Source organism: Streptomyces sp. NPDC050674 (assembly GCF_040654575.1).
GTDB lineage: Bacteria > Actinomycetota > Actinomycetes > Streptomycetales > Streptomycetaceae > Streptomyces.
This window is the reverse complement of sequence record NZ_JBFAIG010000002.1, coordinates 668082-681550: the sequence shown is the minus strand read 5'-3', so window position 1 is coordinate 681550 and position 13469 is coordinate 668082. Positions and strand designations below refer to the sequence as shown.

The window sequence follows — 13469 nt, the reverse complement described above, 5'->3', positions numbered from 1 at the left end:
AATCCAGCAATACCGACGGTAAACTGGCGTTCCAGAGACGCCACATTCCCTCCCCCGTGATGTGGAGTGACTGTCTGCCCGAAACACTAACAGGAGATCCCGGGCTCAATTAATGAGTTAATTGACCAGCCGTCCCGGGCGGACTCTGCCCCGGGGCTGCGGCGGACGGAGGGCGGCACTGCGGCCGTACTTGCGCAGTTCCAGGTAGAGTTCACCGATCGTTGTCTTCAGCATCGCGTTCTCTTTGGCCAGTTCGGCCATCCGGGATGCTTCCTCGGTGTCTTTTCCACCTTCGCCGGCCAGGCCGTTACGGCCACCCTCAATAAACTGTCTCCGCCAGTTCGATACCGACTGTTCGGAGACTCCTGCTTCCCGTGCGGCCTCCGCCGCTGTCAGGTCACCGCTCATCACCCGGACCACCAGTCCGAGTTTCTTGTCCACCGGAAGTACTGGCGGACGCCCCATGTGCAACCCCCTTATGACCAACCGTGTGCAGTGTCTGGTGCGCTCAGCGCTTGAGGTAGCAGCACATGAACAGGGGTGCCTGCTCGCTGTAGGGGGTGCCGTCCCAGCGGGACATGCGGGACTCGGGGACCAGCCCGGCCGCGCGGGCGTAGCCGTCGACGTCGTCCGGGGTGGTCAGCCGGGTGAGTTCGTTGCCGACCCGGGTGGTGCCGTCGCTCTGGTACAGGATGTGCGAGCACTGCCACAGACCCCCGTCCAGCAGGGTGGAGTGGGTCTGCACACCGGTCCCGGGCTCCGGGTAGGGCACGAAGTACGTGGTACGGGCCAGGCCTTCGTGCAGTCGCACGATCGCCGGCTTGTTGTGCGTCTCGATCACCAGCCGGCCGCCGGGGACCAGGAGGTCGGCGGCGCGCCGGACGGCCCGCTGCTGGTCCTCGGCGGTGGTGAGGCAGGACAGGGTCGCACATACGGAATACACCATTCCGTAGCGGGATTCCGAGGTGTACGAGCGGATGTCCCCGTGCACCGGGGTGACGTCCCCGCCGTCCTTCAGCTTGACGCGCAGCGCGTCCAGCATCTCGGGTGAGGAGTCCACGCCGGTCACGTGGCCGACGCTCCGGGAGAGCGGGATGGCGATCCGCCCGGTGCCGACTCCGAATTCAAGGGTTCCCAGTTCGGGAGCGGGATGGCGGTCGCGCAGTCCCGCGACGGCCTCCGCGGTGAGTCTGTCGTCCGGGATGAGCCGGTCGTACCAGCCATCGAACTGTCTGCCGTAGCCTATGTCGTCGACTCCGGTATCCACAGATATTCCCCCTCATGCTGTCCCCACTGCCTTACCGATGGGAGCGCCATGAAGCCGAGGAACTGAAACCGATTACAACTGGATGTCGGCTGCATCGGCCGCGGAAGCACCGCAACCACCCGCGTGATTGGTCAAGCATCAGCGGTAACGCCTCAACGGGGCCGGTGGGGCGGCCTTCGTTACCTCCACCGTACCAAACCGGTTATCAACGGATCCATCAATTTTCCGGGCCGAATTCGTCACATCGGGTTGCGGCAGCGAGAGTTGAAGGACAAGGCGGATCAGCGGGGCTCCCGATTAGCCACGGCGTCCGAATTCGAGTGTCGACGGGTCGAACGTCAAGTCGGGCGCATCATATATCCCGAAACAATGGCGGAGAGCGGAAAGAGCGGACAGGTATCCAGACATTCCGTGCACACTGGGACCCGGCGGGGTGGCCGAGGAGCACAGGAAGACGCCCGGCAGCGGCGTGCGGTAGGGGTCGAGGCGCGGTACGGGCCGCGCGATGCTCTGGTAGAGCGTCATCGCTCCCGAACCGATGTCCCCGCCCACGTAGTTGGGGTTGTACGCCTCGTACTGAGCGGCGGCGACGGAACGGTGGGCGACCACGGTGTCCGAGAACCCCGGGGCGTACCGCTCGATCCGTGCCCGGACCAGGTCGTAGGGGTCGGTGGGGTCGCCGTTGGGCACGTGCGCGTACGCCCACACGGGGCGCTTGCCCGGCAGGGCCCGCCCGGGGTCGGCCACCGCCGGGTCCACCACGAGGACGAACGGCTCCTCGGTGCGCTCACCGCGGGCGTTCGCCGTCTCCTGGCGCGCCATCTCGGCGTGTGTGCCGCCCAGATGGACCGTTCCGGCACGGCCCACCGCCGGATCGGCCCAGGGGATCGGCTCGGAGACCAGGAAGTCGACCTTGGCGGCGCCCGGGCCGTAGCGGAACCGCCGCAGAGCGCGCGCGTAGCCGGCCGGCAGCCGGTCGCCCGCGAGGGCCAGCACACCCTTGGGGCTGGTGTCGAGCAACACCGCGCGGGCGCCGCGCAGTTCGGACAGGTCGGCCACGTGGTGCCCGGTGTGGAAGACGCCGCCGTGCGCCGTGATGTCGTCGGCCAGCGCCTGTGCGATCCGGCCGCTGCCACCGCGCGGCAGCGGCCACCCGGTCCCGTGGGCCAGGTGGCCCAGCAGCATGGCCACCCCGGCGGACGCCACGCTCGGCAGCTTGCCGAGCGCGTGCGCGGCGACACCGGTGAGCAGGGCGGGAGCCTGCTCGCCCCGGAAGCGCGCCGCGCCGAGCGGGCCTGCGTGCAGGGCCACCCGGCTCGCCAGCAGCACGGCCGCCACGGGGTCCCGCGGCAGCCGGCGCTGCCCGGACAGGACGAGGTCGACGACCGCCGCGCTGTGGTCGAGCAGCGGCCCCATCAGCCGGCGCCACCGTGGGCCGTCGGCGCCCAGGTGTTCGCAGGTCCGCTCCAGGGACCGGTAGGCCAGGGCGGCGCGTCCCCCGTCCAGCGGATGGGCGTAACTGATCTCGGGCTGGAGGAGCTCGACCCCGCGGGCCGGCAGATCGAAGGCCCGGAAGAACGCGGAGGCGGCGGCCATGGGGTGGACGGCGGAGCAGAGGTCGTGCACCACGTCGGAGTCGAAGAGCGAAGCGGTGCGCAGCCCTCCCCCGATGGTCTCGGCCGCCTCGTGCAGCTCCACGCGCAGACCGGCCCGGGCCAGGACGACACCGGCCGCGAGGCCGTTGGGTCCGGTGCCCACGATGGCGACATCGGTGGTGCTCACCGCTGCTCCTCACTGTTGACGGGCCGAAGCCGCAACGTCTGCTCGGCGAACCCGGTGAACGGCGGCCGGCCGGCGGCGACGGGGGGCGCGGGCACGGCAGCCCACGCCTCCCCCGGCCCGGGGCGAGTCGCCGGGGCGGCGGGGCCGGGCCCGGCGTGCAATTGGGAGCCGGCCAGGCGCCGGTAGAGCTCGTCGTGCTCCATCAGGTCCCGGTGCACGCCGACGGCCCGGACCCTGCCCGCCTCCATCACCACGATCTGGTCGGCGTCGATCACCGTGGAGATGCGGTGGGCGATGGTGATGACCGCGCACCGCCGGGAGACCCGGCGCAGCACCTCGCGGAAGTCCCGCTCGGAGTCGGAGTCCAGGTTGGAGGTGGCCTCGTCGAGCAGCATGACCGCGGGCCGCTGGAGCAGTGTGCGGGCGATGCACAGGCGTTGGCGCTGCCCGCCGGACAACCCGCTGCCCTGGTCGCCGAGTTCGGTGTCGAGGCCGTGCGGGAGCCGGGCGATCACCGAGGCGAGTCCGGCCATCTCCACCGCTTCCCGGATGTCGTCCTCACCGGCGTGCGGACGGGCGTAGGTCAGGTTCTCCCGGATGGTGCCGCGCAGGGCCGTGCTGTCCTGCTGGACGTAGCCCACCAGCCCCCGGACGGTGTCGAGGGGAAGCGCCTGGACGTTCCGCCCGCCGAGCCGGATCTGTCCGCCGTCCACCGGGTAGAAGCGTTCGATCAGCTGGAACAGGGTGGTCTTGCCCGCGCCCGACGGTCCGACCACCGCTGTCAGTCCGCGCGTGGGCACGCTGAACGAGACGCCGTCGAGGACCTGCGCCCGCTCCGCCTCCCTGCCCCGCCGGTAGGCGAAGCGGACGTCGTGGAACTCCACCGCCGGCCAATGCGGGGCCAGTTGCGCGAGGGGCGCGGTGCCGGCCGCACCGGCCGGGACGTCGTCCTCCTGGGGCAGGCGCGCGAGTTCGTCCACGCGCTGGATGGCGGCCCGGCCCTGCACGAGCTGCCCCACCCCCATGAAGAGCATGACCAGCGGGGACACCAGCTGGAACAGGTACATGATGAACGTGGTCAGACTGGCCATGTCCATCTCGCCGCGGGCCACCCAGGCCATCCCGACGCCCACGACGACGGCCAGTGCGCCCTGCGTCCCGACGTTCATGGACGGCATCAGCAGGGCGTTGAAGGCGTTGACCCGGATGCCCGAGCGCCGTGTCGTGCCGGCCAGTTCGCCGATGCGCGCGGCCTCACGGGACTCGGCGCGGGAGGCCTTCACGGTGGGCAGCGCGGACAGCACGCGCTGGATGCCGGCGGCGAAGGCCCCCGTGTCGTCGCGGTTGCGCAGAGCGGCCTTGCGCAGCTTCCGGGCGAGGGTGACGGACAGGACACCGGCGACCGCCAGGCAGCTCATGGTGATGGCCATCAGCCACAGATCGATGAGGCACATCAGCACGACACCGCCGATGACGGTGGCGCCGCTGACGATCAGCTGGGCGAGGCTCTGGGCCAGGGCGATCCTCGCCAGGGAGGTGTCGGTGACGGTGCGGGTGAAGATGTCGCCCTGGGATTCCCTCGCGAACGCCGTGAGGTCGGCGCGCAGAAGCCGCCCGACCAGGATCTCGCGGACGTCGAAGACGATGTTCTCCCCGGCCCGCCCGATGACGTAGGCCTGGAGGGCGGAGAAGAGCGCGCCCGCGCAGAAGAGGCCGACCAGCTGGACGACGGGGCCCCGCATCGAGGCTCCCGCGCCCGCCGCCTCGATCAGGTTGCCGATGGCCCAGGGCTGGGTGAGGGAGGCGGCCACTCCCAGCAACCCGAGCAGCACGCCCGTGAGCAGCAGTCCGGTGTGCTGTCGGGCGACGCTCGCCACCGACTGCGCGCCGTTCGCTCCCCGGGCCCGCGGGCTCGCCTCTTTCCCGTGATCCGTCCCGTGACTCGCCATCAGCGCTCCCCCCGCTTTGCCGACGGTCACACCCCTCGGCACGCGCCGGAAAGACAGCTGCGCCGCACGAGTCCCGTCGTCAAGGCGTTCGAAGCTAACACGCTCGTCCGGCCTCAACTTATGAGTAAAGTGACCGGCGATCGGCCCCCCGGCACAGGACGGGAAAGAGGCGGGCGGATGTCCGCAACTTAAGCGCTCTCCCTTTTGCGTGACTCTTACCCGGCGCTGTGGCGGTCCGCGTTCGCCACGATCGCGTCCCGCAGGTGCTCGGCGAGCCCCGGGCGCATGGCGTCGTAGAACGCCGTGAAGCGCTCGTCGGAGACGTACATCTCGCCGAGGCAGCGGTGCAGTTCGTAGGAGCACTCGTAGAACGACGCGCAGATGTGCTGCCGGTGCTCCTCGGCCAGGGCCATGGCCGCCTCGCCGGTGGGTGGCTCGCCCGCCGCCATCAGGGCGACGTAGCGCTCGCCCCAGTCGGCGGCCTCGGCCTGGATGCGCTTCCAGTCCTCCTTCGTGTAGCTCGCGGTGCGGCGCTGCGACTCGGCGTACTCCTCGGTGCCGCCCCAGCGTTCCCGCACCTCCTCGTCGTACTGCTCGGGGTCGTTGTCCCCGAAGACTTCGAACTTCTCCTCGGGCGTGAGGTTGAGTCCCATCGTGCGTGCCTCCATGGCCTGCTCCACGGCCGCCGCCATCTTCCGCAGCTTCTCGATCCGGGCGGTCAGCAGTTCGTGCTGCCGGCGCAGGTGTGCGCGCGGGTCCGCGTCCGGGTCGTCGAGCAGGGCGGCGACCTCGTCGAGCGGAAAGCCGAGCTCCCGGTAGAACAGGATCTGCTGCAACCGGTCGAGGTCGGCGTCGCTGTAACGCCGGTGTCCCGCCGGGCTGCGTTCGCTCGGGACGAGCAGGCCGATGTCGTCGTAGTGGTGCAGCGTGCGCACCGTGACGCCGGCGAATCCCGCGACCTGTCCTACGGAGTAGCTCACTACCGCTCCCTTCTTCTTCCGTGCTCCACGGTCGGGCCTCACGCCACGTGAGGTGCAAGCGTGTTTCCCGTTTGTACCGTTTGATCCGTTTATCGTGGGCCCGTGGTCCAGGACACCGAAGAGCGGGCATCCTCCGTCACCCCGTCGACCCCCGCGCGCGCCCTGCTGCCGGCGATCCTGCCCGCCCTCGCCGTGGGGGTGATCTCCAGCCTGATCCTGGTGGGGGTCAGTGCCGCCGCCGAGGAGCTCCAGGACGTGCTCTGGCAGACCGTGCCGGACGCGCTCGGCGTCGGCCGGTACTCCGTGACGTGGATGTTCGTGATGCTCGTCGGGACCGGCGTCGCGGTCGGTCTGGTGGTGTGGAAGGCGCCCGGGCACGCGGGCCCGGACCCGGCGACCGTCGGTCTGGACGCGCCCGTCCTGCCGCCCGCCGTGCTGCCCGGGCTGCTGCTGGCGACCGCGCTGATGCTGGCCGGCGGGCCCAGCCTCGGTCCGGAGAACCCGATCATCGCCGTGAACGTCGGGCTGGCGGTCTGGCTGGGCGGCCGGGCCGTGCCGCGCGCGCCGGGCCGGATCTGGCCGGCCCTGGCGGAGGCGGCGACGCTCGGGGCGCTGTTCGGCACGCCCGTGGCGGCCGCCCTGGTGATCTCCGAGGTGCTGGCCCGGCAGGAGACGCGCGGCCTGCTCTGGGACAACCTCTTCGCGCCGCTGACCGCCGCCGCGGCCGGCGCGCTGACCGCCTCCCTCCTGGAACACCCGAGCTTCGACCTGAACCTGCCGTCCTTCGGGCGCCCCGGCTGGGCCGACCTGCTGGCGGTGGTCGTGGTCGCCTGCGCGGGCGCGCTGCTCGGCATGTGCGCCGTGCGGGCGCTCCCGTACGTGCACGGGGCGTTCCGGCGGCTGCGGCACCCGATGCTGATGCTCCCGGCCGGCGGGGCCGTGCTGGGCGCCCTCGCGGCCCTGGGCGGGCACCTGACGCTGTTCAAGGGGCTCGACGAGATCGCCGAGCTGGCCCGCGACCCGGACGGCCGCTCGGCCGGGGAGTACGCCCTGCTGACCCTGGTGAAGCTGGCCGCGCTGCTGGTGGCCGCGTCCTGCGGGTTCCGCGGCGGGCGCATCTTCCCGGCCGTGTTCATCGGCACCGCCCTCGGCCTGTGCGCCCACGCCCTGGTGCCCGGGGTGCATGCCTCGGTGGGCGTCTCGGCCGGGGTGCTCGGGATGCTGCTGGCGATCACCCGGCAGGGCTGGGTGAGCCTCTTCGTCGCCGCGGTCCTGGTCGCCGAGGCCGGGATCCTCGCCCTGCTCTGCGTCGCCTCGCTCGGGGCCTGGCTGCTGGTGACCGGCCGGCCGCAGATGCAGCTGCGGGAGGACGGCACCCCCGTCCGCTGAAGCCGTCCCCCTCTCGACCCCACCCCCCGGAGGCACCCATGCCGCTCCACGAAGGATCCCCCCGGCCCGGCGGACGCCGTCTGTCCGTCAACCCCTTCTACGGCCCGGCCAACCCGCTCGGCGACATGGCCGAGGCCCCGCCCACCCACCGGCTCCCGGACCAGCCCTTGGCCCCGGCGACCGCCCACCAGCTGGTGCGCGACGAGCTGATGCTCGACGGCAACGCGCGGCTGAACCTCGCCACCTTCGTCACCACCTGGATGGAACCCGAGGCGGGGGTGCTGATGGCGGAGTGCCGGGACAAGAACATGATCGACAAGGACGAGTACCCGCGCACCGCCGAGCTGGAGCGGCGCTGCGTGGCGATGCTCGCCGACCTGTGGAACGCGCCCGACCCGGCGACCGCCGTCGGGTGCTCGACGACCGGGTCGAGCGAGGCGTGCATGCTCGCCGGCATGGCGCTGAAGCGGCGCTGGGCGAAGCGCAACGCCGACCGCTACCCCGGGGCCCGGCCCAATCTGGTGATGGGCGTCAACGTGCAGGTCTGCTGGGAGAAGTTCTGCAACTTCTGGGAGGTGGAGGCCCGGCTGGTGCCCATGGTGGGCGAGCGCTTCCACCTCGACCCGCAGGCCGCCGCCGAACTGTGCGACGAGAACACCATCGGGGTCGTCGGCATCCTCGGCTCCACCTTCGACGGCTCCTACGAGCCGATCGCCGAGCTGTGCGCCGCGCTGGACGCGCTGCACGAGCGGACCGGGCTCGACATCCCCGTGCATGTCGACGGGGCGTCGGGCGCCATGGTCGCGCCGTTCCTCGACGAGGACCTGGTGTGGGACTTCCGGCTGCCGAGGGTGGCGTCGATCAACACCTCGGGGCACAAGTACGGGCTGGTCTACCCGGGCGTCGGCTGGGCGCTGTGGCGGGACGCGGACGCGCTGCCCGAGGAGCTGGTCTTCCGGGTGAACTACCTGGGCGGCGACATGCCGACGTTCGCGCTGAACTTCTCCCGGCCGGGCGCGCAGGTCGTGGCGCAGTACTACACGTTCCTCCGGCTGGGCCGGGAGGGCTACCGGGTCGTCCAGCAGGCCGCGCGGGACGTGGCCACGGGGCTTGCCGGGCGCATCGAGGCGCTCGGCGACTTCCGGCTGCTGACCCGGGGCGACGAACTGCCGGTGTTCGCCTTCACGACCGCGCCGGACGTCACGGCGTACGACGTCTTCGACGTGTCGCGGCGGCTGCGCGAGCACGGCTGGCTGGTGCCCGCGTACACCTTCCCGGAGAACCGTCAGGACCTGTCCGTGCTGCGGGTGGTGTGCCGCAACGGCTTCTCCGCCGACCTCGCCGAGCTGCTCGCCGAGGACCTGGAACGGCTGCTGCCGGACCTGCGCCGGCAGCCGCGCCCGCTGACGAAGGACAAGGACGCGGCGACCGGCTTCCACCACTAACGGCTCAGGCGTGCGAACCTCCGCACCGCCAGCGGGAAGAACACCGCCAGCAGCGCCAGGGGCCAGACGACCGCCGCCCAGACGTGCCCGGACTGCGTGCCGGGCACGTCGAACAGGTCCCGTACGGCGGTGGCGGTGTGGGACATCGGGTTCCACTCGACGGCCGTGCCCAGCCAGCCGGGCATGGAGCCGGGAGCGGCCAGGGCGTTGGAGAGGAAGCCGACCGGCCAGACCAGGATCTGCACGGCCTGGACCATCTCCGGTTTCCCGGCCACCAGCGCCAGGTGGATGCCGATCCACAGCATGGCGAACCGGAACAGGAGCAGCAGGCCCACGGCTTGGAGGAGGGCCACCGGGCCTCCTCCCGGCCGCCAGCCGAGCGCGGCGCCCACGCCGATGAGCACGGCCAGGGCCAGCGCGGACTGGAGCATGTCGGCGGCCGAACGGCCCACCAGCACGGCCCCGTCGGCCATCGGCATCGACCGGAAGCGGTCGATCACGCCCTTGCCGAGGTCCTGTGTGACGGCGAGCATCGTGCCCTCCAGGCCGAAGGCCATGGTGAGCGCGAGCATGCCGGGGATCAGGTAGTCGCGGTACTCACCGCTCACGCCCCGGCCGCCGCCGACCAGGTAGCCGAACATCAGCAGGAGCATCACCGGGAAGACCAGGCCGACGACCAGCTGCGCCGGCTGCCGTCCCCAGCGGGCGAGTTCCCGGCGGGTCATGGTCCAGGAGTCGGTCAGTGCGTGGGCGCTCACGCGGCCTCCTTCATCCGGCGGTCGTCTCCGGTGAGATGCAGGAACACCTCGTCCAGCGTCGGACGGCGCAGGGCGACGTCCTCCGCCTCGATCCCGGCCTCCTCGAGGGCCCGTACGACCCCGAAGAGCGCCTCCATGCGGTCGGTGACCGGGGCGCTCAGCAGCCGGCGGTCGGCATCCACGCTGACCCCGGTGAGGGGCAGCAGGGCGACGGCCGCGCCGAGTCGGCCGGCGTCGCGCAGGACCACGTCGATGCGGTCGCCGCCCGTCCGCGCCTTCAGCTCGTCCGGCGTGCCCTCGGCGATGACCCGGCCGGCGTCGACGACCGAGATGCGGTCGGCGAGCTGGTCGGCCTCCTCCAGGTACTGGGTGGTGAGCAGGACCGTCGTACCGCCGTCGGTCAGGGAGCGCACGCAGGCCCACACCTCGGCGCGGCCGCGCGGGTCGAGTCCGGTGGTGGGTTCGTCCAGGAACAGCACCTCCGGCTCGGTGATCAGGGAGGCGGCGAGGTCCAGACGCCGCCGCATGCCACCGCTGTACTGCCGGACCGCCTTGCGGCCCGTGCCGGCCAGGCCGAAGCGCTCCAGGAGCTCACCGGCACGCGCGCGTGCCCCTCTGGCGCCCAGGTGGTGCAGCCGGCCGAACAGCTCCAGGTTCTGCCGGCCCCCGAGCTCCTCGTCGAGGGCGGCGTGCTGGCCGAGCAGGCCGATGCGCGACCGCACGGCGTACGCCTCGCGCACCACGTCGTGCCCCGCGACCCGGACCCGGCCCGCGTCCGGCCGCAGCAGGGTGGACAGGATCCTCACCAGGGTGGTCTTGCCCGCGCCGTTCGGGCCGAGCACCCCGTGCACCGTGCCGCGCGCGACCGTCAGGTCGAGCCCGTCCAGCGCCTTCTTGTCGCCGTACGTCTTCTCCGCGCCTTCGACGGTGATCGCCGTGTCGGTCATGAGCCCCCTCGCTAGTCAAACTTGACTACAAGGTCGAGGGTAAGCAGGCGGAGGCCATTCGTCAAACTTGATCAGTCCGCATCCCCGGGGTGCCGCTCCCCCGTCGCGTAGGGGTTCTCCTCGCCGTCGGCCAGGACCCCGACGAACGGGTCCCCCTCGTCGGCGAAGGTGTAGGCGCCGCCCTCGACGCGCGCGACGAGACCGCGGGTCCACTCGGCCTCGGAGTCGGCCGTGTGCACCCACATGTTCATGATCTCGCCGATGTGGCCGAGCTGTTCGGGCCCCTCCTCGGGCACGTAGTGCTCCAGGACGGAGGTCCGCCACTGCTCGATGCGCAGGATCCGCTCCTTCAGCAGCGCGACCGCCTCGGCCCGGGGCAGGTCGACGACGAAGCCGACGGCGGCCGTCTTCATGTCCCCGCGCTGGTCGTAGGTGACCAGCGCCTCACGCAGCAGCCGGAAGTACTCCTCGGTGCCCTGCCCGGTGATCTCGTACTCCGTGCGCGGCGGGCCGCCGGCCGTCGACGGGGCGATCTCGTGCGCGTGCAGCAGGCCCTGCTTGGCCATCTGCTTCAGGGCGTGGTAGATCGAGCCGGGCTTGGCGGTGGACCACTCGTGCGCACCCCAGTACTCCAGGTCGTTGCGCACCTGGTAGCCGTGGGCGCGGCCGTGCATACGGACCGCGCCGAGCACGAGGAGGCGGATGGTTGACATGCGGTCCAGGTTATGGCCCGGCCACGACCCGCTGCTCCTCGGCCACCAGTTCGAATGCCGTCCTGCCGTCCAGCGACTCGCGGATGATGTCGGCGTGTCCGGCGTGCCGGGCCGTCTCGCGGATGAGGTGCAGGCAGAGCCAGCGGTGCGAGACCCGGCCGTCCGGCGGGAACCAGGGCTGGGCAGGCAGCGCGAACGTGTCGTCCAGGCTCGGGACCGAGCGGATGTACGCCTCCGTCTCGGCGGCGACCTTCTCCCAGTACTCCAGCTGCGAGGCGACGGTCTCGCCCTCGACCAGTCGGAAGCACTCGTGCCAGTTGCTCTGGTCCCGCACCACGGCCGGCGGCTCGCCCTTGGCCAGGGAGACCCACATCTGCTCGACCTCGGCGACGTGCTTGACCAGCCCGGCCAGGGACAGCTCACTGGCGCTGGGGCGGGAAGCCGCCTGCTCGTCCGTCAGCCCGAGCACCGCCCGGCGGACGCCTCCGCGCTGCTCGGCGATGAAGGACAGGAGGGCTCCGCGCTCGTCGCCGTGCGCCTCAGCCGGAACGTGAGTGACCATGACTGCCGCCTTTCACCGGGTCCGGGGGCCTTTCCCCCTGACAACGACCACGCTACGGACCCTTGCGGTCAGCTTCTGTCCGCAAGGGTCCGGCGGGCCGGGCGAAGGCTCGGAAGGGCTAGAACGGGAAGCCGCTGCGGCCGTGCTGCACCGAGATCCACTTGGTCGTCGTGAAGGAGTCCAGCATCGTGTCGCCGTTGAGCCGGCCGATGCCCGAGTGCTTCTCGCCGCCGAACGGGACGATCGGCTCGTCGTGCACGGTGCCGTCGTTCACGTGGAACATGCCCGTGTCGATCTGCCGGGCGAAGGCGACGCCCCGCTCGATGTTCCCGGTGTGCACGGCACCGCTCAGCCCGTACGGGGTGTCGTTGACGAGGTGGAGGGCCTCCTCCTCGCCGTCGAACGGGACGAGGAACGCGACCGGGCCGAAGACCTCCTGGCGCAGCAGCGCCGAGTCCGCGGGCACGTCGGTCAGCACGGACGGCTCGACGAGGTTGTCGCTCCGCCCGCCGCGCACCAGGGCCGTGGCACCCTCCGCGAGGGCCTGCTCGACCACACCGGAGACGGCGTCCGCCTGAGAGGAGTTGATGACCGGGCCGATGACGGTCTCCGGGTCGCGCGGGTCGCCCGTCTTGAGGGACTTCACCTTGGCGACGAACTTCTCCGTGAACTCGTCCGCGATCGACCGGTCCACGAGGATCCGGTTGGCGGCCATGCAGACCTGGCCCTGATGGACGTACCGGCTGAAGACGGCCGCGTCGACCGCGTAGTCGACATCGGCGTCGTCGAGGACCACCAGCGCGCTGTTGCCGCCCAGTTCGAGCACCGAGCGCTTGAACAGCCGGGCGCAGACCGTCGCTACGTGCCGGCCGACCGCGTCCGAGCCGGTGAAGGAGATGACCTTGGGGACCGGGTGCTCGATGAAGGCGTCGCCGATCTCCGCGATGTCGGTGATGACGACGTTCAGCAGACCGCCGGGCAGCCCCGCGTCCTCGAAGAGCTTCGCGACCAGGGAACCGCCGACGATCGGCGTGTTCTGGTACGGCTTGAGCACCACGGCGTTGCCGAGCGCGAGCGCCGGGGCGACTGACTTGATCGACAGCAGGAACGGGAAGTTGAAGGGGCTGATCACGCCCACGACACCGACCGGCACGCGGTAGACGCGGTTCTCCTTGCCGTCCACCGGTGAGGGGATGATCCGGCCCTCGGGAGCAAGCGCCAGATGGACCGCCTCGCGCAGGAACTCCTTGGCGAGGTGCAGCTCGAAGGCGGCCTTCAGGCGGGTGCCGCCGAGCTCGGCGACGATGGCCTCGGAGATCTCGGCCTCGCGTTCCTCGATCAGGCGCAGCGCCTTCTCGAAGACCGCCCGGCGGGCGTAGGGGTTGGTCGCCGCCCACTGCTTCTGGGCACGGGCGGCGGCCCGGTACGCCTGATCGACCTCGTCGGCCGTGGCTATGGTGATCGACGCCAGCTTCTCGCCGTCGTACGGGTTGAAGTCGATGATGTCCCAGGAGCCGGTACCCGGGCGCCACTCACCGTCGATGTACTGCTGTGCAAGGTCGGTGAAGCAGGACGACGACATGTGTGACCCCTCGATCCCTGGCAGGCCTCTGATCGCGCCTTCACGATCTGATCACACGTCATCGTACTGATGTTTCAGGTGAGTTGAAGGGGTCC

General features: G+C 71.1%; 12 protein-coding genes. 2 read left to right on the top strand and 10 right to left on the bottom strand.

Annotation, left to right across the window (positions count from 1 at the left end; translation table 11 throughout):
• Positions 1-117: 117 nt before the first annotated feature.
• From AB0I06_RS06540 to AB0I06_RS06520, 5 genes are all read right to left on the bottom strand, one after another.
• A complete protein-coding gene (locus AB0I06_RS06540) occupies positions 118-441 on the bottom strand; it encodes a helix-turn-helix domain-containing protein (RefSeq protein WP_363117602.1) in 324 nt (107 codons plus the stop codon).
• 67 nt (positions 442-508) lie between these two features.
• Positions 509-1267: a class I SAM-dependent methyltransferase gene (locus AB0I06_RS06535; RefSeq protein ID WP_363117600.1), complete on the bottom strand. Its 759-nt coding sequence runs from the start codon at positions 1265-1267 to the stop codon at positions 509-511.
• A gap of 297 nt (positions 1268-1564) precedes the next feature.
• Positions 1565-3049, bottom strand: coding sequence for an NAD(P)/FAD-dependent oxidoreductase (locus AB0I06_RS06530; RefSeq protein ID WP_363117599.1), 1485 nt, complete (start codon positions 3047-3049; stop codon positions 1565-1567).
• Positions 3046-4998 (bottom strand): ABC transporter ATP-binding protein, encoded by a 1953-nt coding sequence (locus AB0I06_RS06525; RefSeq protein ID WP_363117598.1) that lies wholly within the window; start codon positions 4996-4998, stop codon positions 3046-3048. Before AB0I06_RS06525 ends, AB0I06_RS06530 begins: the two co-directional genes overlap by 4 nt.
• 215 nt (positions 4999-5213) lie before the next feature.
• On the bottom strand, positions 5214-5978 hold the full coding sequence (locus AB0I06_RS06520; protein WP_363117597.1) for a MerR family transcriptional regulator: 765 nt from the start codon (positions 5976-5978) through the stop codon (positions 5214-5216).
• A 102-nt stretch (positions 5979-6080) separates the two neighbouring features.
• On the opposite strand from AB0I06_RS06520, the gene AB0I06_RS06515 reads away from it, so the two are divergent.
• Positions 6081-7367, top strand: coding sequence for an ion channel protein (locus tag AB0I06_RS06515; RefSeq protein WP_363117596.1), 1287 nt, complete (start codon positions 6081-6083; stop codon positions 7365-7367).
• Between the two features lie 38 nt (positions 7368-7405).
• Positions 7406-8812, top strand: a complete 1407-nt coding sequence (locus tag AB0I06_RS06510) for a glutamate decarboxylase (protein ID WP_363117595.1) — start codon at positions 7406-7408, stop codon at positions 8810-8812.
• On the opposite strand, the gene AB0I06_RS06505 is transcribed toward AB0I06_RS06510, so the two are convergent.
• The 5 genes from AB0I06_RS06505 to AB0I06_RS06485 form a co-directional block, all read right to left on the bottom strand.
• Positions 8809-9570 carry an ABC transporter permease gene (locus AB0I06_RS06505; protein WP_363117594.1) on the bottom strand — a complete coding sequence of 254 codons (762 nt, stop codon included), beginning with the start codon at positions 9568-9570 and terminating at the stop codon, positions 8809-8811. The genes AB0I06_RS06510 and AB0I06_RS06505 overlap by 4 nt on opposite strands.
• Positions 9567-10517, bottom strand: a complete 951-nt coding sequence (locus AB0I06_RS06500; RefSeq protein ID WP_363117593.1) for an ATP-binding cassette domain-containing protein — start codon at positions 10515-10517, stop codon at positions 9567-9569. The genes AB0I06_RS06505 and AB0I06_RS06500 overlap by 4 nt, the downstream gene beginning before the upstream one ends.
• Positions 10518-10588: 71 nt before the next feature.
• The gene (locus AB0I06_RS06495; protein ID WP_363117592.1) at positions 10589-11230 is read right to left on the bottom strand and encodes a PadR family transcriptional regulator; all 642 of its coding nucleotides are present in this window, start codon (positions 11228-11230) and stop codon (positions 10589-10591) included.
• A 10-nt stretch (positions 11231-11240) separates the two neighbouring features.
• Positions 11241-11792, bottom strand: a complete 552-nt coding sequence (locus tag AB0I06_RS06490) for a DinB family protein (protein ID WP_363117591.1) — start codon at positions 11790-11792, stop codon at positions 11241-11243.
• Positions 11793-11910: 118 nt separating this feature from the next.
• Positions 11911-13374: an aldehyde dehydrogenase family protein gene (locus tag AB0I06_RS06485; RefSeq protein ID WP_363117590.1), complete on the bottom strand. Its 1464-nt coding sequence runs from the start codon at positions 13372-13374 to the stop codon at positions 11911-11913.
• Between the last annotated feature and the right edge of the window lie 95 nt (positions 13375-13469).

Excerpts from the sequence above, each read along its gene's own strand:
- AB0I06_RS06525 (WP_363117598.1), bottom strand. The coding sequence starts at position 4,998 with ATGGCGAGTCACGGGACGGATCACGGGAAAGAGGCGAGCCCGCGGGCC.
- AB0I06_RS06510 (WP_363117595.1), top strand. The coding sequence starts at position 7,406 with ATGCCGCTCCACGAAGGATCCCCCCGGCCCGGCGGACGCCGTCTGTCC.
- AB0I06_RS06500 (WP_363117593.1), bottom strand. The coding sequence starts at position 10,517 with ATGACCGACACGGCGATCACCGTCGAAGGCGCGGAGAAGACGTACGGC.
- AB0I06_RS06495 (WP_363117592.1), bottom strand. The coding sequence starts at position 11,230 with ATGTCAACCATCCGCCTCCTCGTGCTCGGCGCGGTCCGTATGCACGGC.
- AB0I06_RS06490 (WP_363117591.1), bottom strand. The coding sequence starts at position 11,792 with ATGGTCACTCACGTTCCGGCTGAGGCGCACGGCGACGAGCGCGGAGCC.
- AB0I06_RS06485 (WP_363117590.1), bottom strand. The coding sequence starts at position 13,374 with ATGTCGTCGTCCTGCTTCACCGACCTTGCACAGCAGTACATCGACGGT.